Origin of the sequence: Streptomyces sp. NPDC048255 (assembly GCF_040652415.1) — a bacterium.
GTDB lineage: Bacteria > Actinomycetota > Actinomycetes > Streptomycetales > Streptomycetaceae > Streptomyces.
On sequence record NZ_JBEZMA010000036.1, the window covers coordinates 1 to 22,336 of the forward strand.

At 71.7% G+C, this 22,336-nt stretch carries 18 protein-coding genes; 8 read left to right on the forward strand and 10 right to left on the reverse strand.

Annotated features, from left to right (window positions below):
• Window positions 1-634: 634 nt before the first annotated feature.
• On the reverse strand, window positions 635-2,194 hold the full coding sequence (locus tag AB0D94_RS25040) for an AMP-binding protein (RefSeq protein WP_362055735.1): 1,560 nt from the start codon (window positions 2,192-2,194) through the stop codon (window positions 635-637).
• Window positions 2,195-2,326: 132 nt separating this feature from the next.
• On the opposite strand from AB0D94_RS25040, the gene AB0D94_RS25045 reads away from it, so the two are divergent.
• The 4 genes from AB0D94_RS25045 (at window position 2,327) to AB0D94_RS25060 (ending at window position 6,595) form a co-directional block, all read left to right on the forward strand.
• Window positions 2,327-3,529 carry an amidohydrolase family protein gene (locus AB0D94_RS25045; protein WP_362055737.1) on the forward strand — a complete coding sequence of 401 codons (1,203 nt, stop codon included), beginning with the start codon at window positions 2,327-2,329 and terminating at the stop codon, window positions 3,527-3,529.
• Window positions 3,529-4,779: an acyl-CoA dehydrogenase family protein gene (locus AB0D94_RS25050; protein ID WP_362055739.1), complete on the forward strand. Its 1,251-nt coding sequence runs from the start codon at window positions 3,529-3,531 to the stop codon at window positions 4,777-4,779. Before AB0D94_RS25045 ends, AB0D94_RS25050 begins: the two co-directional genes overlap by 1 nt.
• 5 nt (window positions 4,780-4,784) lie before the next feature.
• The gene (locus AB0D94_RS25055; RefSeq protein WP_362055741.1) at window positions 4,785-5,744 is read left to right on the forward strand and encodes an acyl-CoA dehydrogenase family protein; all 960 of its coding nucleotides are present in this window, start codon (window positions 4,785-4,787) and stop codon (window positions 5,742-5,744) included.
• A 386-nt stretch (window positions 5,745-6,130) separates the two neighbouring features.
• A complete protein-coding gene (locus AB0D94_RS25060; protein ID WP_362055743.1) occupies window positions 6,131-6,595 on the forward strand; it encodes an ATP-binding protein in 465 nt (154 codons plus the stop codon).
• 350 nt (window positions 6,596-6,945) lie between these two features.
• Here the strand turns inward: AB0D94_RS25060 and AB0D94_RS25065 are convergent, their stop codons facing one another.
• The 7 genes from AB0D94_RS25065 to AB0D94_RS25095 form a co-directional block, all read right to left on the reverse strand.
• On the reverse strand, window positions 6,946-7,362 hold the full coding sequence (locus AB0D94_RS25065) for a contact-dependent growth inhibition system immunity protein (RefSeq protein ID WP_362055745.1): 417 nt from the start codon (window positions 7,360-7,362) through the stop codon (window positions 6,946-6,948).
• 193 nt (window positions 7,363-7,555) lie between these two features.
• Window positions 7,556-8,062 (reverse strand): S1 RNA-binding domain-containing protein, encoded by a 507-nt coding sequence (locus AB0D94_RS25070; RefSeq protein WP_362055748.1) that lies wholly within the window; start codon window positions 8,060-8,062, stop codon window positions 7,556-7,558.
• Between the two features lie 63 nt (window positions 8,063-8,125).
• On the reverse strand, window positions 8,126-12,736 hold the full coding sequence (locus tag AB0D94_RS25075; RefSeq protein WP_362055750.1) for a putative T7SS-secreted protein: 4,611 nt from the start codon (window positions 12,734-12,736) through the stop codon (window positions 8,126-8,128).
• Window positions 12,736-13,335 carry a hypothetical protein gene (locus AB0D94_RS25080; RefSeq protein WP_362055752.1) on the reverse strand — a complete coding sequence of 200 codons (600 nt, stop codon included), beginning with the start codon at window positions 13,333-13,335 and terminating at the stop codon, window positions 12,736-12,738. Before AB0D94_RS25080 ends, AB0D94_RS25075 begins: the two co-directional genes overlap by 1 nt.
• Before the next feature lie 139 nt (window positions 13,336-13,474).
• A complete protein-coding gene (locus AB0D94_RS25085; protein ID WP_362055754.1) occupies window positions 13,475-13,894 on the reverse strand; it encodes a hypothetical protein in 420 nt (139 codons plus the stop codon).
• A gap of 226 nt (window positions 13,895-14,120) precedes the next feature.
• Entirely contained in the window at window positions 14,121-14,840 is a 720-nt protein-coding gene (locus AB0D94_RS25090) for a hypothetical protein (RefSeq protein ID WP_362055756.1), read from the reverse strand.
• Window positions 14,841-15,165: 325 nt separating this feature from the next.
• A complete protein-coding gene (locus AB0D94_RS25095; RefSeq protein WP_362055758.1) occupies window positions 15,166-16,092 on the reverse strand; it encodes a cyclase family protein in 927 nt (308 codons plus the stop codon).
• A 109-nt stretch (window positions 16,093-16,201) separates the two neighbouring features.
• Between AB0D94_RS25095 and AB0D94_RS25100 the strand changes: the two genes are divergently transcribed.
• From AB0D94_RS25100 to AB0D94_RS25110, 3 genes are read left to right on the forward strand one after another with little or no spacing between them, the layout of a single operon-like run.
• The gene (locus AB0D94_RS25100; protein ID WP_362055760.1) at window positions 16,202-17,122 is read left to right on the forward strand and encodes an SDR family NAD(P)-dependent oxidoreductase; all 921 of its coding nucleotides are present in this window, start codon (window positions 16,202-16,204) and stop codon (window positions 17,120-17,122) included.
• Window positions 17,123-17,145: 23 nt separating this feature from the next.
• Window positions 17,146-18,357 carry an acyl-CoA dehydrogenase family protein gene (locus AB0D94_RS25105; RefSeq protein ID WP_362055762.1) on the forward strand — a complete coding sequence of 404 codons (1,212 nt, stop codon included), beginning with the start codon at window positions 17,146-17,148 and terminating at the stop codon, window positions 18,355-18,357.
• The gene (locus AB0D94_RS25110; protein ID WP_362055764.1) at window positions 18,354-19,421 is read left to right on the forward strand and encodes a Zn-dependent alcohol dehydrogenase; all 1,068 of its coding nucleotides are present in this window, start codon (window positions 18,354-18,356) and stop codon (window positions 19,419-19,421) included. Before AB0D94_RS25105 ends, AB0D94_RS25110 begins: the two co-directional genes overlap by 4 nt.
• Before the next feature lie 179 nt (window positions 19,422-19,600).
• Here AB0D94_RS25110 and AB0D94_RS25115 read toward each other — a convergent pair whose 3' ends face one another.
• Complete coding sequence (locus AB0D94_RS25115) at window positions 19,601-20,212, reverse strand: flavin reductase family protein (RefSeq protein WP_362055856.1); 612 nt, start codon at window positions 20,210-20,212, stop codon at window positions 19,601-19,603.
• 296 nt (window positions 20,213-20,508) lie between these two features.
• Between AB0D94_RS25115 and AB0D94_RS25120 the strand changes: the two genes are divergently transcribed.
• Window positions 20,509-21,291, forward strand: a complete 783-nt coding sequence (locus tag AB0D94_RS25120) for a VOC family protein (protein ID WP_362055766.1) — start codon at window positions 20,509-20,511, stop codon at window positions 21,289-21,291.
• Between the two features lie 166 nt (window positions 21,292-21,457).
• Here the strand turns inward: AB0D94_RS25120 and AB0D94_RS25125 are convergent, their stop codons facing one another.
• On the reverse strand, window positions 21,458-22,261 hold the full coding sequence (locus AB0D94_RS25125) for an enoyl-CoA hydratase-related protein (RefSeq protein ID WP_362055768.1): 804 nt from the start codon (window positions 22,259-22,261) through the stop codon (window positions 21,458-21,460).
• Window positions 22,262-22,336 lie beyond the last annotated feature (75 nt).

Here is a 22,336-nt window from a genome sequence, read left to right on the forward strand (position 1 = left end):
CACGCCGCGGCTTCGGAAGCTAGGCCTGGCGGTTGTTGGGGACTCGGGGTGGAGGGGAGTGGTGCCGCGCAGGGGTGTCCCCGCAGGACGAGCGCGCAACCTGGGCCGAGGGGTCATAGCGGGGGCTCAGTGCGCGAGCCGAGGAGACAGCCCGGAGGGGCACCGCGGACCGACCCCACCGACGGGGCCCCGCTGCGACGAGCGCACCCCGGCCGAGCCGCCCGCAGGGCATACGGCACCGCGGACCGACCCCACCGACGGGGCCCGGCTGCGACGAGCGCACCCCGGCCGAGCCGCCCGCAGGGCATACGGCACCGCGGACCGACCCCACCGACCGGGCCCGGCTGCGACGAGCCCACCCCGGCCGAGCCGCCCGCAGGGCACACGGCACCGCGGACCGACCCCACCGACGGGGCCCCGCTGCGACGAGCCCACCCCGGCCGAGCCGCCCGCAGGGCACACGGCACCGCGGACCGACCCCACCGACCAGGCCCCGGCGCAGCCGAACCCCACCCTGCCAGGGCAAAGCCAGGGCAGATCCAGCCCCGCCGGCGTTTGAGGCGCGGGGTCTGGGGCGGAGCCCCAGGAGCCCGGGCGCAGCCGAACCCGGACACCGCCGAGGCGCCCGCAAGGCCTAGGCGTAGCGGTCGCGGAGTTGGTACTTCAGGACCTTGCGCAGGGCCTCGTTGCGGGGGAGGGACTCCAGGAGTTCCAGTTGTTCGGGGAGTTTGTGGGCGGCCAGCCCCTGAGCGCGGAGGTGCGCGGTCACCTGGGGCAGGGTCAGGGGGGCGGCTCCCGGGGGTTGTTCGACCACCGCGCAGACGCGTTCGCCGCGGTCCGCGTCCGGGAGGCCGATGACGGCCACGTCGGCGACGCCCGGGAGCTGGTGGAGCAGGTCCTCGATCTCCTTCGCCGAGATGTTCTCGCCCTTGCGGATGATGACGTCCTTGCTGCGGCCGGTCAGGACCAGGTAGCCGTCCCCGGTGAGGTGGCCCAGGTCGCCGGTGATCAGGTAGCCGTCGGGGTCGAAGACCTCGGCGGACCGGTCCTGGTTCAGGTACCCCTGGCAGACGGCCTCGCCGCGCAGCCGGACCTCGCCGTCCGTGTTCGGGGGCAGGGGGGTGCCGTCTGGGGCCGTGATGCGGATGGACATGCCGGCCGGCGGGCGGCCCTCGGTGGTCGCCAGGTGTTCCGCGGTGTCGTCCGGGGCCCCCATGGTGATCATCGGGACCTCGGTCATGCCGTAGCCGTGGGTCAGCTGGCAGCCCAGCTCGCGGACGACCGCGTGGTAGATCTCCGGCGGTTTGGGGGCTCCGCCGCCCGCCAGCAGGCGCAGGGTGGGGATCAGCGGGACGTCCGGGGTCTTGCGCTGCTCGGCCAGGAACATGGAGTAGAAGGCCGTGGAGCCGCCGGCCACGGTGACTCCGTGGCGGCGGTAGCCGTCCAGCGCGCCGGGCATCGCGAACTTCTCGAACAGGACCGCGGGGAAGCCGTAGAGCAGCAGCATCACGGTGTAGTCGGGCCCGGCTATGTGCGCGAAGGGGAAGGCCATGGAGCCGACGTCGGCCGGGGTGAGGTGCAGGGCGTGGGCGAGGCAGGAGCCCCCCGCGATCAGGGAGCGGTCGGTGTGCAGGACGCCCTTGGGGTCGGAGGTCGTGCCGGAGGTCCAGTAGATCCACCGGACGTCGGTGCCGCGGGCGGGCGGCGGGGGGAGTACGGCGGGGTCGCCCTCGGGGAGGTCCTCGTAGGCCTCGAAGACGCCGCGCGCGCCGAGGCGGGTGGCCATCGCGGTGTGGTCGAAGCCGCGCCAGACGCCCGGTACGGCGAAGAACTCGGCCTTGGACTCGCGCAGCGCGAAGCCGACCTCCCGGTCCCGGTAGAAGGGGATCACGGGGGACTGGACGGCGCCGATGCGGGCGAGGGCGGCCGTGAGCAGCACGGTCTCGATGCGGGTGGGGAGCTGCCAGGCGACGACCGTGCCGGGGCGGACGCCCATGCCGTGGAGGCCCGCGGCGACGCGTTCGGCGCGGTCGCGCAGCTGCCCGAAGGTCAGGCGGCGGTCCGTCGACGGGTCCGCCGGGGGTTCGTCGGCGGCCTGGATGAGGACGGTGGTGTCCGGGGTCAGCGCGGCCCTGCGGGCGATCAGCTCCCACAGGGTCGCGGACCGGCTCAGTTCTGTCGCGGTGTCCGTCATCCCGGACCTCCCTTGGCCGATTTGCTGACGGATAGTCAGATCAAGCGGAGAGCGTAGGGCGCCGACGCTTGCCGGTCCAGAGGTGGCGGGGCTAGCTTGTTTCTGACGATCCATCAGATTGGGGAGACGGTCATGGAACTGGAATTGCCTCGGATCATCAGCGTCGACGACCACGTGATCGAGCCCGCCCACCTCTTCGACGTCTGGCTGCCCGCCAAGTACCGCGACCGCGGCCCCAAGGCGCTCACCGCGGGCATCGGTGAGCTGGAGTACACCGGCGGCAAGTACGTGATCTCCATGGACCCCGACGGCCCGCCGACCGACTGGTGGATCTACGAGGACCTCAAGTTCCCGTACAAGCGCAACATCGCCGCCGTCGGCTTCGACCGCGACGACATGACCCTGGAGGGGATCACGCGGGAGGAGATGCGCCGGGGCTGCTGGGACCCCAAGGCGCGCCTGGCCGACATGGACCTCAACCACGTGGAGGCGTCCCTGTGCTTCCCGACGTTTCCGAGGTTCTGCGGGCAGACCTTCGCCGAGGCGCACGACAAGGAGGTCGCGCTGGCCTGCGTACGGGCCTACAACGACTGGATGGTCGAGGAGTGGTGCGGCGACAGCGGCGGCCGGCTGATCCCGCTGTGCATCATCCCGCTGTGGGACATCGACCTCGCCGTCGCCGAGATCCGGCGCAACGCGGCCCGCGGGGTCCGGGCGGTCACCTTTTCCGAGATCCCCACCTACCTGGGACTCCCGTCGATCCACTCCGGGTACTGGGACCCCTTCTTCGCCGTCTGCCAGGAGACCGGCACGGTCGTCAACATGCACATCGGCTCCAGCTCCCAGATGCCCGCCGCCTCCCCCGACGCGCCGCCCGCCGTACAGGCCTCGCTCAGCTTCAACAACGCCATGGCCTCGATGATGGACTTCCTGTTCAGCGGGGTGCTGGTGAAGTTCCCGACGCTCAAACTGGCGTACAGCGAGGGCCAGATGGGCTGGATCCCGTACGCCCTGGAGCGCGCCGACGACGTCTGGCAGGAGCACCGCGCCTGGGGCGGGGTCCGCGACCTGATCCCCGAGCCGCCGTCCACGTACTACTACCGGCAGATGTTCTGCTGCTTCTTCCGCGACAAGCACGGGATCGCCTCGCTCGACGTCGTGGGCCGGGACAACGCCACCTTCGAGACCGACTACCCGCACGTGGACTCGACCTTCCCGCACACCAAGGAGGTCGCCCTCGACCACGTCAAGGGCCTCGACGACGAGACGGTCTACAAACTGATGCGCGGCAACGCCATCCGCATGCTCGGCCTGTCCCTGGACCAGGACCGCTGATGGACCTGACGTACACGGAGGAGGAGCGGGACTTCCGCGCCCGCCTGCGCGAATGGCTCGCCAAGACGCTGCCCGAGCTGCCCGCCCGGCCCTCCCCGGACGACTGGCCGGGGCGGCGGGCCTACGACCTCGGCTGGCAGCGCAGGCTGTACGAGGCCGGGTACGCGGGCCTGCACTGGCCCGTCGACGCGGGCGGGCGCGGGGCCGGCCCGACCCAGCACCTGATCTTCCTGGAGGAGACCGAACGCGCCGGGGCCCCGTACGTCGGCGCGAACTTCGTCGGACTGCTGCACGCCGGCCCGACCATCGCCGCCGAGGGCACGCCGGAGCAGCGGGCGCGCTGGCTGCCGCCCGTACTGCGGGGCGACGAGGTGTGGTGCCAGGGCTTCAGCGAACCCGGCGCGGGCTCCGACCTCGCCTCGCTGCGCACGCGCGCCGTCCGCGACGGCGACGAGTACGTGATCACCGGGTCGAAGATCTGGACCTCGCACGCCGAGGTCGCCGACTGGTGCGAGCTGCTGGTGCGGACCGAGCCCGTCAGCGCGGAGGTCCCCAAGCACCGGGGGATCACCTGGCTGGCCATGCCGATGGACGCCCCCGGGGTGTCGGTCCGGCCGCTGCGCACGCTCGCCGGGTCCACCGAGTTCGCGGAGATGTTCCTCGACGAGGTGCGCGTCCCTGTCACCCACCGGGTCGGGGCGGAGAACGACGGCTGGCGCGTCACCATGGTGACCCTGTCCTTCGAGCGCGGCACCGCCTTCGTCGGCGAGGTCGTCGCCTGCCGCCGCACGCTGGGCGAGCTCGCCCGCAGGGCCAAGGCGAACGGGCGCTGGGACGATCCGGTGCTGCGCCGCCGGCTCGGGCGGCTGTACGGGGAGTTCGGCGCGCTGTGGCGCCTGACGCAGTGGAACGTCAGCGAGGCGGAGCGCTCCGCCGGGGGTCGCGGTGGTGGTTCCGGCAGTGGCGTCCCTGGCAGTGGAGTCCTTGGCGGCGGCGGTTCCGGCAGCGGCGGTTCCGGTTTCGGCGTCCCCGGCATCGGTGGCTCCGTCTTCAAGCTGGCTTACTCGCACGCCCGCCAGGAGCTGTACGACGCGGCGGCGGAGGTCCTGGGGGCCGCCTGCCTCTCGCTGGAGGAGGAGTGGGCGCTGGACCGCCTCTCCTCGCTCTCCTACACCATCGCGGCGGGCACCTCGCAGATCCAGCGGAACATCGTCGCCGAGCGGATCCTCGGCCTCCCGAAGGGCCGGTGAGGGCCATGCACTTCCAGCCGACCGAGGACCAGCGGGCCCTGCGGGCGGGCGTACGGGACCTGCTGGCGGGCCGGTACGGGCGCGCGGCCCTGCGGGAGTCGGTGGACAGCGGAGCCGTGGTCGACCGCGCCCTGTGGCGGGAGCTGGGCGAGGCGGGCTTCTTCGCGCTGCGGCTGCCCGAGTCCGCCGGGGGCGTGGGGCTCGGCCTCCCCGAGGCGGTGCTCGTCTTCGAGGAGGCCGGGCGGGCGCTGCTGCCGGGGCCGCTGGTCGCCACGCACCTGGCCGCCGGGGTGGTGCCGGGGGCCGCGGAGGGGACCGCCGTGGTGACGGCCTTCGACCTCGGGGGCCGGCTGGTGGCGTACCTGGGGGAGGCGGACGCGGTCCTGGGGGAGGCGGACGCGGTTCTGGGTGCCGCCGGGGTCCCGGCCGGGGAGCCGGTGCGCTCGGCGGACCCGCTGACACCGCTGCACCGCGTGTCCTCGTACGCGGACTGCACGGCGTACCGCGAGACCGGGGCGCTGCTGACGGCCGCGCTCCAGGTGGGCAGCGCGCTGCGCACGGTGGAGCTGGCGGTGGGGTACGCGTCCGAGCGCGAGCAGTTCGGGCAGCCGATCGGGGCCTTCCAGGCGGTCAAGCACCTGTGCGCGGGGATGCTGGTCCGCGCGGAGGTGGCCCGTACGGCGGTCTACGCGGCGGCGGTGACGGGCGACGCGGGCGAGGCGGCCGGGGCGAAGCTGCTGGCGGACGAGGCGGCGGTGCGCAACGCCCGGGACTGCCTCCAGGTGCACGGCGGCATGGGCTTCACCTGGGAGGCGGATGTGCACCTGCACCTCAAGCGGGCCTGGGTGCGGGCGGAGCAGTGGCGGACCGGGGCGGAGGCGGAGGAGCTGCTGGCGGCGGAACTGCTGGGGGCCGCTGGGGCGGAACCGCTGGGGGCCGAGGGGCGGGGCGGAGACGCTGGGTGAAGGGGGGCCTCGGCGGGCCCGGGTGGGGCTCGGTGGGGCGCGGCGTCGTCATAGCGCGCTGTGACGGGGAGCCGGGAGGAGGGTGCGGCGGTGACGACGCGGGACGCATGTCCGATTACAGAGAGTTGATATCGGTTTGTGTCCTTCGTCCGCCGCATTACGGACCGGAGCGGGGTGCCTGCTCCGGTACGCTCCCACGAATGCGAGCGGTTGAGCGGCGCAGGCGTCGCACAGTATGCACCACGCCCAGTCCTTCGCGCGGGAATATGCCCGAAGCGCTTGTTGTCGTGACTGTATGTCAACCATGCTGCTCCGCAAGGGGATCACACTGGGTGATCCCATCCTGTCGCGAGGCGAAGTGTCCGCCGGTTCGGATGGTGTGAGCGGTGCAGGTGCTTCAGGTTCAGCTGGAAGTAGGTCCGGATCCCGCCGAGGTCGGCCGGGCCCGCCGGTGGGCGCGGTCCCGGCTGGCGGGGTCCGGCATAGGGGACGATGAGCCGCTCGCCGAGACGCTGATCCTGCTGATCTCCGAGCTGGTCACGAACGCGGTCGTGCACACGGGCTGTCCGGCCGTACTGCGGATGCTGTTCGGGGAGCCGGGCGTACGGGTCGAGGTGGCCGACGCGAGCGACCGGGCCCCGGCCCGCCGTCAGGCGGCCGGCGACGACACGGGCGGCCGGGGCCTGGAACTGGTCGACGGCCTGGCGGACCGCTGGGGCTGGCAGCGCGAGGGCGCGGGCAAACGGATCTGGTGCGAGATCGACCGCGCGGAGAAAGCGGCGGGCGACTGCGCCTCGGACGGGCCGCCGCAGGTTCACACTCCCGGGCGGGAACCGCGCGTGTACCTCTAACGAGGTGTTGACGATCCGTCACATTGTGATCACCCTGGTGTGGAGCGATTCGACGCGAGGGGACGCCAAGGGCACGCCTTGACGAGTGCGGGTCGCGGGGTGGCGGCTGCCGTGCCGCGCTCGGGGCGTGCACGCGCGCCGCCGCCACCCGCATGTACTCCGGCTGCGCCGCCGTGAGGCGCGGGCGCGTTCCCCCATTCGGCCCCTACGGCGAGCCGAAACCGATCCAGCGCGGCCGGGTAGCCGCCGCGGGCGGGATCCCCTGCGGGCAGCGCGGCGAGCCCGCCGGAGGCCAGCTCCTCTGCTGCCGCTTCGCCCGATGTGCGGCGGCGCCGGCGCGGGCGGTGGCGTCACCCGATCCCTGTGGAAGCCTCCAGGAACTTTTCCACATCGCGTTCGATGCACGGGGAAAGGTCGGAGAGGAGATCGAGGATTTCCCGCATCTCTCTCGCCAAGTCGTGGTGCGCGGCCCAGACCACTGCCTTTCGGGTGAGCACCGCCGACAGCAGATCATCGTCATAGAAGCCCCCTCTGCTCTGTTCCGGAGCCGTGGCGCGGAGAATCTCAAGAGCCGCTGGAAGCGTCCAGCGGAGGCCCACGTCCTGCCTGACAAGTCGTCCCAGCTCGTACGCAGTCAGCTCCCCGAGGGGGCGCCGCCGCAATCTGTGGACGGCCTTGACCAGACCCGTCGACTCTGCCGGCGGCTCAGGCCAGTACTCCCCTTCGAGGTCTTCGAGAGTGCGCTCGCGCTCACGTTTCCTGCTCACGCCAGCTTTCATGAGGGTTCGGCGCCGGCCTGGTGTCGACATTCAGACGCACCCCTTGTAGATCAGTCTCTCCAGCGTGTGGGCGTATTCCCTCAGCTTCTCCTTGTTCGCTGTCGATGCCACCGCGGAGGGCATCAGTGGTCAAATGCCGCAACCGTCTGAGCGAGCTACGCCCCGCTGGGTATAAACCTGCTCACCGCGGATGAATCTGCTGTTCTTCGTTCGTGCCATTGACCAGCGAAACGCGCACTTGGCGACGCTGGAGGTTGATGTAATCAACTCTGACTGCAACTTCATCTCCGATTTCGGTGCTAACTGCCCTGGCGTCGCCTGACCTGAAACTCGGCAGAAGGCCTTCGATTTCCGACGAAAGGCGCACGAAAATCCCGATGGGGGTAATTTTTGCGACGCGCCCTCTGTGGACCTCTCCCAGCTGTGTACGCGCAAATTCGACAAACGGGTCGACGGTGAGTTCTTTAATGGAGAGGGAGATATTGTTTCGGTCCGAGTCGAAACTCATGAAGACAACCGTGACCTCCTCTCCGATACCGGCGACTTGTGATGGATGATCTACTCTCGCCCACGAAAGATTGGCTGCAGAGACCTTCCCGCGGAATCCCCCTTCGAGGGTGACGGTCAAGCAAAAATCATCAACGTCGGAAATTACCCCCCTGCACACCTGACCAGGCTCAAGGTTCATGCTTGCCTCCATGTGAATAATCAGCTTCCAGGTGGGCGACAGTGTTATGTATTACGCATGAAGTCAGTCCTCCCAGCGGTACCCTTGATAGAAGTGGATCCACTTCCTATCCTGGATGAAAGAATTGAAGTGAGGAATGTCGGCCTGATCGATAACCCACTGCCATTCATTCGGTCGACCGTCATGCGGGATTCTGAGTTTAGGGCCGCCGGGATGCCCGTTTGGTGGAAACGCTTCCAAAAATCCCGGTCTCATCACCCATTCGTAGTATCCATCTTCCATGATTCCCTGTTCGGCGTATCTCTGTACGACCTTTTCGCTTTCTGCCAGATAGGCCGTTCCAGGGCCACCTTCGGTTGCTGGGTGAAGAGAGGGATCGAGTCCGTTCGCCTCTAGAGCCTTGTTTCCCTTTTTGGGGGTCCGGTACAGCGTGACCGGCTCCTCTGGGCAGCCCTCGGGAGCCAGCCCCAGAGGGTCGGACCAGGTGTGGGGGTTGTGGACGTAGGTGGCCGGGTTGGGGGCCGGGGTGAGGCCCAGGGGGTCCGGGGTGAGGTAGCGGGCTGTTTCGGGGTCGTAGGTGCGGAAGTAGTTGTGGTGGAGGGCGGACTCCTGGTCGAAGTATTGGCCCGGGAAGCGCAGGGGGGTGTAGGCGGTGGCGTTGCGGGTCCAGGTGGTGGAGCCCCAGAGGGTGGAGCGGGCGCGCCAGGCGATCTCCCCTGATTCGTCGACCAGCTCCTTCGGGGTGCCGATGAGGTCCGTGACGATGGCGAAGAAGCGGGTGTCCGTCGTGCCGAGGACGCTTTCCGCCTGGGTGAGGGGGTGCAGGCCGTCGTGGGTCCAGGTGAGGGTGACCGGGCCTGCCGTTTCTTCGCAGAGGGTGGTGCCGTCCCAGGTGAAGAGGACCTCTTCCGCCACCTCGCCGGTCGGGGTGAGGCGCTGCTTGGCCGTGCGACGGGAGAGGGCGTCGTAGCGGTAGCGCCAGACGGTGCCGTCGGGGGTGGTCACCGAGGCCATGCGGTCTTCCGCGTCCCAGGTGTAGCGCCAGGTGTCCGGCTTGCGGGAGAGGCGGGTCTGCTGGCGGAGGATGACGCGGCCGAGGGTGTCGTGTTCGTAGCGGATCGAGCCTGCGCGGGTGATGCGAGTGCCCTGGTACTCCCGCGGGCCCCGGGCCTCGCCTCCCGGGTGGCGGGAAGGCCAGGAGGCGGTGGTCTGGTTGCCCGCCTCGTCGTAGGCGTAGCGCTCCGACCAGTTGGCGGCGTCGACCGCGGTGACGCGGGACGCCGGGTCCAGGGTGAAGGTGTGCGGACCGGCGAGGGCGTCGTCGATTCCGGTGAGGGATCCGTCGGCGCGGTAGCTGTACCCACGGCGCTGGAGGGTGCGGCCGTCCTGGCCGACGAGGTGCTGGTCGGTCAGGCGGCCGAGGGGGTCGTAACCCTGTAGGAGGGCCAGGTCCGGGCCGATGGTGCGGGTGAGCTCGCGGCCGGCGGCGTCGCGCTCGAAGGTGATCGTGCGCCCGGACGTGGTGAGCTGGGTGCGGCGGTCGGCAGGGTCGTACGTCCACTCGGACCGCGCCCCGGTGGGGGTGGTACGACCGGTGCGACGGCCCAGGGCGTCGTGGGTGTAGGAGACGGTGCGGTCGTCCGTCGTTTCCGAGACGAGGCGACCGGCTTCGTCCCGGAGCAGGGAAAGCGTGGTGCCGTCCGCGGAGACAGCCCGGGCGAGCTCGCCGAAGACGTCGTACTCGTAGGAGGTGATGCCGTCCGCCGTCTCCTTGCGCAGGAGTCGGGACAGGGAGTCGTGCTCGTACGTGGTGGTCGAACCCAGGGCGTTCCTGCGCGATGCCAAGCGGCCCACGGCGTCGTACGCGTACGTCAGGGTGCGGTCGTCGAAGTCGGTCTCGGTGGCGAGGCGGCCGGCCTGGTCGTAGGTGTAGGTCCAGGTCAGGCCTTGGGGGTTGGTGACCCGGGTGAGGCGTAGTTCGGTGTCGTGGTCGAAGGAGTGGCGGACGCCGTCCGGGCCGGTGCGGGCGGTGAGGAGGTCGAAGTCGCCGTACTCGGAGACCGTCACACCGCCTGTCGCGTCAGTGTGGGTCAGGCAGTTTCCCTCGCCGTCGTACGTCCAGGATTCCGTGCTGCCGTCGGGGTTGGCCCGGTGCAGGAGGCGGCCCTCGACGCTCCAGGTGAGGCGAGTGGTGTGCCCGAGGGGGTCGGTGACGGTGGCCGGCCGGCCGAAGGCGTCCCGGGTGTAGCGGGTCCTCGCGCCCAGGGGGTCGACGGTCTCCAGGAGCAGGCCCGCGGGGTCGCAGCGGACCGAGGTCGTGTGGCCGAGCGCGTTCGTCACCGAGGACAGGTGGCTGCGGGTGTCGTAGGTGAAGCGGGTCGTGGTGCCGGCCGGTGAGGTGGTCGAGGTGCGGTTGCCCTGGGCGTCGTAGGCCGTACGGAAGACCCGGCCATCGGGCTGGATCACCTGGAGCGGCAGGCCCAGCGCGTTGTACTCGGCCCGGATCTCGCGTCCGTCGGGTCGGACCACGGTGGTGAGGCGGCCCTGCTCGTCGTAGGCGAAGCGGGTCGTGTGGCCGAGGGCGTCGGTACGCGTCAGCAGACGGTTGTAGGCGTCGCGGGTGAAGTGGGTCGCGGCGCCCGTCGGGTCGATTTCCGCGGTGACTTGGGCTCGGTCGTTGATCAGGTACTGGGTGCGGTGGCCGAGGGAGTCGGTGCGGGTGGTGACGCCGTCCTCGTAGGTGAAGCGGACGTTGAGGTGGCCGTTCGTGCTGGACTGGGCGATGCAGCGGTGCTGGGCGTCGTAGACGTAGTCGAAGTGGCGGTCGTTGGTGTCGGTCCAGGAGGTGATCCGGCCCAGGGCGTCGTAGCCGAAGCGCAGTGGCAGGCCGGAGGAGTTGGTGACCTCGGTGAGGTGGCCGTCCGTGTAGCCGTAGCGGAGCACTTGGGTGCCGTCGGCGAGGGAGAGGCCGGTTATCCGGCCCTCGGAGGAGGCGAGGCGCACCTCGTAGCCCCCGCTGTGGGAGATCGTGAGCGGGGCGCCGGTCAGCTCGTCGTAGGAGAAGGCGATCCAGGCGCCGGTGCGGTCGTCGATCTGCTGGAGGAGGCCGTTGTCCGAGAAGTGGCGGACGTGGCCCGTCTCCGGGTCGGTGACGGTGTACCAGCCGTCGGTGTCCCGGGTCATGGGCCAGCGCCGGCCCAGGGTGGGGAGGACGGGTGCGCCGTCCGGGTCGGGGTGCGGGTACTCCAGCAGGCTGCCGTCGGGCTGGACGAGGACGACGCCCTGCGGGTCGATCTCCAGGCGCTGGTCGACGGTGGAGGCCCAGGTGGGGCCGAACCAGCGGCCTGAACGGTACGAGGACTCGAAGGTCCTGGCGAGGACGAGGGGGAGCGATCCCGGCAGGACGAGGTCGGTCTGGGGGAGGAGCATCCGGCCCGTCGCGACGTCGACCGGGTCGTCCACGCAGGTCTTGCAGTCCTGCTCACGGGAGTTGCCGGGCTTGTCCTCATTGAGGTTCTCCCGGGCCGAGTGCTTGTGGTCGGGGGCGTCGGGCAGGTGTGGCTTCGGCAGTTCGCCGTTCGCGAGCCGGCCGAGGGTGGCGCCCTTTCTGATTGCGCTGGCTCCCGCGCCCACGCCCTTCGTCCCGGCGGCTTCGAGGATGAACTTGCCCACGCCCTCGCCGGGGTCCTTCATGAACTGCTCGTACATGCGCGATCCGGCCGTGGCCGGGTCGTTCACCATCGTCATGAGGCCGACGCCCAGGCCGCTGAGCCGCATCTTGTACTCGGTCGGATGCATGCGGTTGTACGGGTCGTCGGGGTCGACCGCGCGGAAGAAGCTGATCGCGCCCGCCGCGCCCTTGACCACGCCCCCGCCCACGTGCTGGAGGTCGACGCCCATACGGAGGGTCTCGGACGCCAGTTGCATGGCCGCGGACGGCATCGGCGGCGCGGCGTCCCGCGCCGTCTCCAGCGCCTTGACCACCGACCGGGCGGCCTCGTCACGCTGGTGGCGGGCCTCGGCCAGCTTCTCACGGGCCGCCTTGATGCCGTCCGCGCCGGGGTCGGTGAAGCCCATGGGGCGGGCGGGCAGCGGGTCCTGCTCGGCGCGGACCGCCGCGTTGTACGAATCGACCCACTTGTTGTACGCGTCGTGCGCGGCGACCGACGTCTTGACGGCGGTCTTGTACTCGTCGAGCGCCTCCTGGGCCCGGCCCTGCGCCCACTCCACCGTGTCGGCGAACCGGTTCAGCGCGCCGGCCGCGGTCTCGAAGGCGTCCGCCGCCGCGAACCACTTCGGGGGCTGCTTCTGGGCCTTCGCACGGAAGGCCTCGGCCGACGCGCCCTGGATGCCGTCCTCGTCCAGGCCCTTCAGGCCCTCGCCGGTCAGGTCGAAGGCTGCCTGGAAGTCGCTCAGGTGGGAGGCCGTCGCGCGGAGCTTGGAGGCGCTTCCGTGGATCAGCTTCTTCGGATCGTCGGTCTCCCCCAGCTCGACCTCCCCGACCTCGGCGCCGAGCCGGTTGGCGACCGCGTTCGCCCCGCCGCGGACGGCGTTGGCGCCGTCACGCCAGCCGATCTTCTCCAGCTTGTCGGCCGCTTTGTCGCCGGCCCATTCGACGCCGTCGCCGATGAGTTCGGCGCCGCGGTCGAGCCAGCCGTCGAGGTCGCGCCCCATCAGCGGTCACCTTCGGCCGCGCGGTTGCGCGCCCGGTCGAGGGTCTCGCGGTCCATGCCGGTGTGGTCGGCCACGCGCTCCACCACCTGGCCGGTGAAGCCCTTGGTCATCGCGTCCTGTTTGGCTTGGTCCCACGTCTGCTGGAAGTCGTTGCGGGCCTTCTGGGCCTCTTCCGGGGTCTCCTGACGGAACGGCGCCTTGATCTCGTCCCAGGACTTCCGTTCGGTCTCGTCCTCGTCCGCGTGCGGGTTGCCGACCACGGAGTTGACCGCGACCTTGAACGTGCCCTCCCGGTACTGGTCCTCCTCCCAGACCATGCCCGCGGAGATCCCCAGGTCACTCGCCAGACTGCTGGCACTCAGGACGAGCCCGCGAACACCCCACTCCCAGCGCGTACACAGTTCCTGGAAGACGTCCGTGACCTGCGGATGCCCGGCTTCCATGCCGGTCATCGCCAGGCTCTTGAACCCCCCGCCCATGGATGCCGGTCCTGCCGCACCGAACTCGCGCAGCTCGCCGATCGCGGCACGCAGGCCGTCCGTGATGTTCTTGACCGCGACCGGATCCATCTCCAGGTCTTTGCCACTGGTACTGCTCAAATCCCCACCCCCATGATCTTGGTCAGGGTAGAGGGGCCCCACGGCAGCCCGAACTTTGAGGATGCGAATTCGGTCAGACGTGCGAGGCGGCTTCCCGGGGCGCCGGCGCCGGTGGGGAGGCCGGCGCCGGCGGGGTGGGTCAGGCGGCCGGCTGGCCGGTCAGGTGGCCCAGGAGCTGGTCCATTTCGTTGCGCCAGACGCGGTGGACGTTCATCCGCGTCGGCTTCTGCTGACCCGGGAACTGCATGCGGAAGTTGCTCCACACCGCGTTCCGGTTGATCTCTGAGACCAGGTTCGCCGCCTGGTCCGAGGCGACCGCGAAGGCTATCTCCTGCGGACGGTTGCTCATCCGGCTGGCCTTGTGAACCACCACGGCCTGTTCGGTCACGGTGATGAAGTAGTAGGTGAGGAACGCCTGGCCGATGAGGCCGAGCATGCTCATCAGCCAGACGCTGGGACCCGCGACGGCCTGGATCACGACGAGGGGACGGTCGGCCGGGTTGGCCTGGGCGATGGCTTCCGCCACCTGCTGTTGGATCGTGGCCTTCTTGATGGCCATGGGGGACTCCCGAGCGGAAATAGGCGGCCCCCGACGGTCGGGGGCAACGCAGGGTACCGGGGTGCTTCGGGGTCCGGCGGGGCGGGGGTTCGCGTGGGCCGGCGACGCGTTCGGTCTGTCGTCTGCCGTCTGTCGTCTGCCGCCGTGTGCTCAGGCCCGCCGCCCGCCCAGGTCCGTGCCGACCCGCCGTCGGCGCCGGGTGGGGAGGCCCGGCGCCGGTCGGGGGCTACGCCTTGCCGGTGCAGATGACGTCGTACGGGCGGCCGACGGACAGGGTCAGCTGCATGGGCTCCTTGGTGCCGGCCGGGCACTCGCTCTTCGTCTTGACGAGGGCGAGCACCTTGGACGTGCCCGGACCGCCCGTGGCGCAGGGGACTTCCTGGGCCTGGTCGGTCACGCAGTCGCCCTGGACCAGCTGGCCGCCGCCGGCGCCCGCGTCGCCGGGGTGGTCGCCGGTGAGGTTGCGGCCGCAGACGGTGTTGGTGGGGATGCCGCTCGACTTGCCGCCGCTGTAGGAGATGCTGACCTCGATCATGAGGTCGGTGCCGGGCGGGCACTGGATCGACCCGGGGAGGATGCTGGCGTCCTTGATGTCGATGGCCTTGAAGGTGGCGCCGGAGGCCGAGCAGCTCTGCGGGCGGTAGCCGTCGGGCTTGTTGTCCGGGTCCGGGCCGCCGCAGTCGCCGACCTTCCACGAACTGGAGGTGTCGGAGGAGGACTCGGGATTGCCGGGGTCCTTCGAGGCCTTACCGGAGGGCTTGGCGGAGGCGGACGCCGAGGCCGAGCCGGAGGCGGTGGAGGAGGCCTTGTCGCCGAGCCACTGGGTGGCGCCGTAGAGGGCGCCGGCGCCGAGGACGACGGTCAGGACGGCGGCCAGGGCGCCGCTCGCGCGGCGTCTGGGGGGCTGGGGCGGCTGGGGCGGCGTGACCTGGTAGGGGTTGGCCATGCGGTACTCCTGGGGTGAGGGTGGCGGGGAGGGGACGGGGGGCGACGCGCCGACAGTGACGCGTCATGCACACCTCATGGTTCCACGGCCCTGTGACAGCCTGGATCCGGCCCTCGCCCCGGTCCGGATCCCGGTCCCGTGCCGCGACCTGGCCCTGCCCGGCGCCCGCCCCGCGCCCGCCCCGCGCCCGCCCGGCACCCGCCTCATCCCTGCCCCGCACCCGTCCCGCCCCGCCCCGCACCCGTCCCGCCCCCGCCCCGCACCCCGCTCCGGGCCGCCCGCAGACGGGTCGGAGTACGCGTCGGAGGGACCGTCGGCGGCCGGGTCAGAGGACTGCCACCGGGGCCACCGGGGTGCCCACGGCGCCGACGAAGGGTTCGGGCATCGCGGAGAGCAGGAAGGAGTAGCGGCCCTCTTCTGCACAGGCTGTGGACAACTTTTCGAGGTTCCAGTTCTGGCCCTGGTGCATGCCCATCTCGACCAGGTCGAGCGCGTGCACCGGCAGCCACAGGTCCTCGATCTCCGGCGGGAAGATCTCGAAGGTGAGGGTGTCGTTGGCGACCGCCGCGACGTCCCGGGCGTGGAACCACTGCGGGGTGCGGACGGACAGCCCGGGGGAGGGGAAGCCGTACCCGTGCTTGTCGCCCGCCAGGTAGACCTGGACCTGGCCCGTGCGGACGAGGACGATGTCGCCGGGCCGGACCGTCACCCCGCCGAACTCCTCGGCCTCGGCGAGGTCTTCCGGGGTCACCGCGTGGCCGCCCGCCAGCCGGTCCAGGCCCTTGGCGCGCGCCACGTCGAGCAGCACCCCGCGCGAGACGATGTGGCCGGCCTTGTCGATGCCGCTGTACTCGGCCCGGGAGTGCGCGGTGATCGAGGAGGCGGGGCGGCCGTTGTAGATCTTCCCCGAGTGCGAGACGTGCGTGAGCGCGTCCCAGTGGGTGCCCGCCTGGAGGCCCATGGTCACGGCGTCGTCGCTGCACGCCACCGTGCCCGGGCCGAAGAGTTCCTGGTTGATCTGCACCATCGTGTGCAGCGGGTTGATCCGGCCGGGGATCAGGCCCGCCTGTACGCCGTCCTCCTTCAGGGGCAGGGCCAGGGGGATCCGGCGGCCGCTGCGGATCTCCCGCGCGGCCTCCCGTACGACCTCGTCGGTGATCAGGTTCAGGGTGCCGATCTCGTCGTCGGCGCCCCAGCGGCCCCAGTTGTTGACGCGCTTGGCGATGTCGTGGAACTCCTCGGGCAGGGCCATGGCTCCATCAGCTCCTCGGGAAGGCGGACCCCAACTAGGGCTTGTGCGAGTGCATCTGACTGGTCATAGAATCTAACGGTCCGTCAGAAAACGCGGGAAGGGGCCGGACGTGGGGAACTTCTTGGCAGGCAAGGTCGTCGCCGTCACCGGCGCCGGCCGGGGCATCGGGCGGGCCGTGGCACTAGCCGCGGCCGCCGAGGGCGCCAAGGTCGTCGTCAACGACTACGGGGTGGGCATCGAGGGCGGCGAGCCGACGAGCGAGATCGCCGACGGCGTGGTGAAGGAGATCCAGGCCGCCGGCGGCGAGGCCGTCGCCGTCGCCGACGACATCTCCACCATGGCGGGCGGCCAGCGCATCGTCGACACCGCCCTCGCCCGGTACGGGCGCATCGACGGCGTCGTGTGCGTGGCCGGCATCCTGCGCGAGCGGATGCTCTTCAACATGTCCGAGGAGGAGTGGGACCCCGTCGTCGCCACCCACCTCAAGGGCACCTTCACCGTCTTCCGCGCGGCCTCCGCCGTCATGCGCCGCCAGGGCGGCGGCACCCTGATCGGCTTCACCAGCGGCAACCACCAGGGCTCGGTCGCCCAGGCCAACTACAGCGCCGCCAAGGGCGGGATCATCTCCCTCGTCCGGTCCGCCGCGCTCGGCCTGGCCAAGTACGGGGTCACGGCCAACGCCGTCGCACCCGTCGCCCGTACCCGCATGTCCGCCAACGTCCCCATGGAGCTCAAGGAGATCGGCGAGCCCGAGGACGTCGCGGCGCTGGTGACCTACCTGCTCAGCGACAAGGCCGTGGCCGTCGGCGGCGAGCGGATCACCGGGCAGGTCTACACGATCGCCGGACCGAAGATCGCCGTCTGGGCCCAGCCGCGCGAGCTGCGCGCCGGGTACGCCGAGGGCTCCTGGACGCCGGAGAAGATCGCCGACTTCCTCCCCGGGACGGTGGGCACCGACCCGATGCCGATGCTGGCGCAGCTGGAGGCCATGGCCAGGGCGGCGGCCGCCAAGGACCGCCCCAACGCGTAGGACACGGCAGCAGGGGGATCGGCATGGACTTCAGCTTCGGGGCCGAGGACGAGGAGCTGCGCGGCCGGGCCCGCGCTTGGCTCGCGGAGCACCTCGTGGGCCCGTACGCGCAGGCCGTCGGGCTCGGCGGGCCGGGCAGCGAGCACGAGGGGGTGGCCGCGCGGCGCGCGTGGGAGTGCGAGCTGGGCCGCGGCGGCTGGATCGGGCAGGGCTGGGAGGTCCCGTCCGGAGCGTACGGGCAGCAGCGGCTGTCCCTGACCGGGCAGGTGGTGTGGGCCGAGGAGTACGCGGCGCTGCGCGCGCCCGCCCGGGTCGGCCACATCGGCGAGAACCTCCTCGCGCCGACCCTGGTCGCGTACGGCAGCCGGGAGCAGCAGGACCGCTTCCTGCCCGGCATCGCGCGCGGCGAGGAGCTGTGGTGCCAGGGCTACAGCGAGCCGGGCGCGGGCTCCGACCTCGCGGGCATCCGTACCGCGGCCGTACGGGACGCGGCCGACGGGCTGTTCCGGGTCACCGGGCAGAAGATCTGGACCTCGCTGGCCCGGGACGCCGACTGGTGCTTCGTCCTGGCCCGCACCGAGCCGGGGTCCCGGCGCCACCGGGGCCTGACCTTCCTGCTCGTACGGATGGACCAGCCGGGCCGGATCGAGGTCCGGCCGATCCGGCAGATGTCGGGAACCTCGGAGTTCAACGAGGTGTTCTTCGACGGGGCGGTGGCGGCGGAGGCCGTCGGCGGCGAGGGCGAGGGCTGGACCGTGGCCATGGGTCTGCTCGCCCTGGAGCGGGGGGTCTCGACGCTGGTCCAGCAGATCGGCTTCGCGGCCGAACTGGACCGTGTTCTGGTGGCCTACGCGGCGTACGCGGCCTCCGCGCGGGCCGGGGACCCGGTGCTGCGCGAGCGCCTCGTACGGCAGTGGGCCGAACTGCGCACCATGCGGTGGAACGCCCTGCGCACCCTCGGCGCCGAAGGCGGTCCGGGCGCGCCCAGCGTGGCCAAGCTGCTGTGGGGCGGCTGGCACCGGCGGCTCGGTGAGCTCGCGGTGGAGGTCCGCGGGGCGGCGGCGACGGCCGGGCCGGCCGACTGGGCCGCGGACCTCCCGTACGAGCTCGGACTCGACGAGGAGCAGCGCCTGTTCCTGTTCACCCGCGCCGACACCATCTACGGCGGCTCGGACGAGATCCAGCGCAACATCATCGCCGAGCGCGTGCTCGGCCTGCCTAAGGAGTCCAGGTGAGAGGCGTCGTGTTCGACGGCAAGCAGGCCCGGGTGGTCGACGACCTGGAGATCCGGGATCCGGGGCCGGGGGAGGTGCTGGTCGCGGTGGCGGCGGCCGGGCTGTGCCACAGCGACCTGTCGGTGATCGACGGGACGATTCCGTTCCCGCCGCCGGTGGTGCTGGGGCACGAGGGTGCGGGGGTGGTCGAGGCCGTGGGGGCGGGCGTGACGCACGTGGCGCCCGGGGACCACGTGTCCCTGTCCACCCTCGCCAACTGCGGGGCGTGCGCCGACTGCGACCGGGGGCGGCCGACGATGTGCCGCAAGGCGATCGGGATGCCCGCGCAGCCCTTCTCGCGGGGCGGGAAGCCGCTGTTCCAGTTCGCCTCGAACTCCGCCTTCGCGGAGCGGACGGTCGTCAAGGCCGTGCAGGCGGTGAAGATCCCCGAGGACATCCCCTTCACCTCGGCGGCGCTGATCGGCTGCGGGGTCCTCACCGGGGTGGGGGCGGCCCTGAACCGGGCGAAGGTGGACCGCGGCGAGTCCGTGGTCGTCATCGGGACCGGCGGGATCGGGCTGAACGTGCTCCAGGGGGCCCGGATCGCGGGCGCCACGACCATCGTGGCGGTCGACGCGAACCCGGCGAAGGAGGCGGTGGCCCGGCAGTTCGGGGCCACGCACTTCATCGACGCCTCGGCCGTCGCGGACTCCTCGGCGGCGGTCCGCGAGATCCTGCCGACGGGCGCGGACCACGCCTTCGAGTGCGTGGGCAGCGTCAAGCTGATCCGGCAGGCGATCGACCTGCTGGACCGGCACGGTCAGGCGGTGCTGCTCGGCGTGCCCGGCTTCAAGGAGGAGGCCTCCTTCCTCGTCTCCTCTCTCTACCTGGACAAGACGATCATGGGCTGCCGGTACGGGTCCTCGCGCCCGCAGCGGGACATCGCCCTGTACGCGGAGCTCTACCGGCAGGGGCGGCTGCTGCTGGACGAACTGGTCACCGAGGTCTACCCGGTGGAGGACTTCGCCAAGGCCGCCGACGACGCCCATCACGGGCGGGTGGCGCGGGGGGTGCTGACCTTCTGACCGGGGCGGCGGGGTGGGCCGGGCCCCGTCGCATGGCCGGGGGCGGCCTTCGGGTGGTCCGCCGGGCGTGGCCTACGGTCGCGCCTCGTGACCTCGTGACCTCGTAGCCTCGTGACCTCGTGACCCCGTGGCCCTTCAGTGCCCGGGTCGCGGGGCGCCGGGGCGGCTGCCGGGCCGGCTCAGTCGGTGAAGCGGCCGAAGCGGCCCTTGTGGAAGAGGAGCGGCTCGCCCTCGCCGGCCGCGCCCATGGCTTCGACCCGGCCCACCACGATGAGGTGGTCCCCGCCGGTGTGGACGGCGTGGATCCGGCAGTCGATCCAGGCGGGCACGGCGTCGAGCTGCGGCGACCCGGTGACGGGGGCCGGGCGGTGGGCGACCCCGGCGAACTTGTCCGCGCCGCTGACGGCGAAGGACCGGCACAGCCCGCCCTGTTCGGCGCCGAGGATGTTGACGCAGAACACCCCGGCGCGGGCGATCCGCGGCCAGGTGGTCGACGTACGGGCCACCATGAAGGTGACCAGAGGCGGGTCCAGGGACAGCGAGGCGAAGGACTGGCAGGCGAAGCCGGCCGGTCCGTCCTCCCCCTCGCCGGGCGGCGCGGTGATGACGGTGATCCCGCTGGCGAAGTTCCCGAGGACGGCCCGGAATTCGGCGGCGCTGACCGGTGCGCGCTCGTCCTCGCCGACGGCCCGCAGGTCGGGGCGGGGCAGGGCTTCGACCGTCTCGGGCTCCGGCGCGGCAGAGGTGGGCGAGCCGACTGATCTGAGGTATCGGACGACGGTGGCCGCCATCCCTGCGTGTCCCATCACACGAACGATTGAACCTGACGGTGCGTCAGATGGGAAGGGGTGCGGGGCGCGGGCACCGGGCGGTGCGGGGCGCCGCGCGAGCCGTACCGGCCGGTGGGGGTGCGGATCCGCTCCGTTCCCACCGTGGTACCGCCGCTGCGGCCACACGGGTGAATCCCCGACCCGCCCTGGACCGGTCGGCCCACCGGCCGCCGGGGGCTCGGCATCGTGGCCAGCTACCGCACCGCCACACCGCCACACGCCACACCGCCGCACCACCGAAACCCTCGGAGAACCCCATGCTCGGCACCGACTTCCGTACCGGATCACCCAACTGGCTCGACCTCGGCAGTCCCGACACGGACACCGCCGCGCGGTTCTACGGGGCCCTCTTCGGCTGGCAGTTCGTCTCCGCCGGACCCGACGCGGGCGGGTACGGCTTCTTCCAGCTCCAGGGCAGGACCGTCGCCGCCCTCGGGCCGCTCACGGCGGAGGGTGCGAAGTCCGCCTGGATGGTGCACTTCATGAGCCCCGACATCCAGGCCACCACCGAGGCCGTCAGGGCGGGCGGCGGGGCGGTCCGGATGGAGCCCATGGACGTCATGGGCGAGGGCCGGCTGGCGCAGTACACCGACCCGCAGGGCGCCGAGTTCGCCGGCTGGCAGCCCGGCAAGACCGCCGGACTGCAAGTGGCATCCGCCGACAACACGCTGGTGTGGGCGGAACTCCACGTACCCGACCCGGTCGCGGACATCGCCTTCTACCAGGGGGTGTTCGGCTGGCGCCACGCCGAGATGAAGGCGCCCGGGATGACGTACCGCGTGCTGAGCATCGCCGACGGGGACCAGGAGGACGGTTCCTTCGGCGGGGTCGCGCCGCTGGGCGAGGGCGCGGGCGAGGAGGCGCGCTGGGTGCCGTACTTCAACGTGCCGGACGTGGACGCCACCACTGCCGCCGCCCAGCGCAACGGCGGGTCGGTGCTCATGCCGGGCGCGGACGTGCCGGAGGTCGGGCGGCTCGCTTGGCTGGCGGATCCGGCCGGAGCGGTGTTCGCGCTGCTGAAGCCTGACCCTCGGATGTAGGGGGGTGGGGGGCAGCCGTCGGGGTCGGCGTCGGGGTCGGCCTCGGGGTCGTCGGCGTGGGGGTTCGAGGTGCGGGGCCGGGCGGAGGAGGGGGTCCGGCGGTGACGGGATTCCCTGGGGCGCCGCCCCGGACCCCGCGCCTGCCTGGACCCGCGCCGTCCGGTCGTCAGCGGCCCAGGTACTTGGGTGTGCGGCGCTCCACGAAGCTGGCCACGCCCTCGTTCGCGTCGGCCGTGCTCATGTTGATCTCCTGGGCGGTGGCCTCCGCGGCCAGGGCGGCCGCCCGGTCCCCGTCGAGGGAGGCGTTGACCAGTTGCTTGGTCATCGCCAGGGCGCGGGTCGGGCCCTGGGCGAGGCGTTCCGCCCAGGCGCGGGCCGTCTCCTCCAGGGCGTCGGCCGGGACGACCTTGTTCACCAGGCCCAGGCGTTCGGCCTCGGCCGCCGGGACGGCGTCGCCGAAGAACATCAGCTCCTTGGCCTTCTGCGGGCCGATCAGGCGGGGGAGCAGGTAGGCGCCGCCGCCGTCCGGCACCAGGCCGCGGCGTACGAACACCTCGATGAACCGGGCCGGTTCGGCGGCGATGACGAGGTCGCAGGCGAGGGCCAGGTGGGCGCCGATGCCGGCGGCCGTGCCGTTGACTGCGGCGAGGACCGGCTTCTCGCAGTCGAGCACCGCCGTGATCAGGCGCTGCGCGCCGAGCCGGATCATGCGGGCCACGTCGCCCGCGACCCTCTCGCCGGCAGCGGGCGAGCCTCGCAGGTCGGCGCCTGCGCAGAAGCCCTTGCCGGTGGCGGTGATGACGACGGCGCGGATCGCCGGGTCGGCGGAGGCGTCGGCGAGCAGGGCGATGATGCGGTCGCGTTGGTCCCAGGTGACGGCGTTCATGGCCTCGGGGCGGTTGAGGGTGATCCAGGAGACGCCGTTCTCCGTGCGGTGCAGGATGTCGGGCTGGGGGGTGGGGGCGGTCATGGTTGCTCCCGTTCGGGGGGTGACTGAGGTGGGGCCGTGGCCGTGTCTTTGGGCGGGGCCAGGGCTGGGCTGGTG

Excerpts from the sequence above, each read along its gene's own strand:
- AB0D94_RS25040 (WP_362055735.1), bottom strand. The coding sequence starts at position 2,194 with ATGACGGACACCGCGACAGAACTGAGCCGGTCCGCGACCCTGTGGGAG.
- AB0D94_RS25045 (WP_362055737.1), top strand. The coding sequence starts at position 2,327 with ATGGAACTGGAATTGCCTCGGATCATCAGCGTCGACGACCACGTGATC.
- AB0D94_RS25050 (WP_362055739.1), top strand. The coding sequence starts at position 3,529 with ATGGACCTGACGTACACGGAGGAGGAGCGGGACTTCCGCGCCCGCCTG.
- AB0D94_RS25055 (WP_362055741.1), top strand. The coding sequence starts at position 4,785 with ATGCACTTCCAGCCGACCGAGGACCAGCGGGCCCTGCGGGCGGGCGTA.
- AB0D94_RS25070 (WP_362055748.1), bottom strand. The coding sequence starts at position 8,062 with ATGAACCTTGAGCCTGGTCAGGTGTGCAGGGGGGTAATTTCCGACGTT.
- AB0D94_RS25075 (WP_362055750.1), bottom strand. The coding sequence starts at position 12,736 with ATGGGGCGCGACCTCGACGGCTGGCTCGACCGCGGCGCCGAACTCATC.
- AB0D94_RS25085 (WP_362055754.1), bottom strand. The coding sequence starts at position 13,894 with ATGGCCATCAAGAAGGCCACGATCCAACAGCAGGTGGCGGAAGCCATC.
- AB0D94_RS25090 (WP_362055756.1), bottom strand. The coding sequence starts at position 14,840 with ATGGCCAACCCCTACCAGGTCACGCCGCCCCAGCCGCCCCAGCCCCCC.
- AB0D94_RS25095 (WP_362055758.1), bottom strand. The coding sequence starts at position 16,092 with ATGGCCCTGCCCGAGGAGTTCCACGACATCGCCAAGCGCGTCAACAAC.
- AB0D94_RS25105 (WP_362055762.1), top strand. The coding sequence starts at position 17,146 with ATGGACTTCAGCTTCGGGGCCGAGGACGAGGAGCTGCGCGGCCGGGCC.
- AB0D94_RS25115 (WP_362055856.1), bottom strand. The coding sequence starts at position 20,212 with ATGGCGGCCACCGTCGTCCGATACCTCAGATCAGTCGGCTCGCCCACC.
- AB0D94_RS25120 (WP_362055766.1), top strand. The coding sequence starts at position 20,509 with ATGCTCGGCACCGACTTCCGTACCGGATCACCCAACTGGCTCGACCTC.
- AB0D94_RS25125 (WP_362055768.1), bottom strand. The coding sequence starts at position 22,261 with ATGACCGCCCCCACCCCCCAGCCCGACATCCTGCACCGCACGGAGAAC.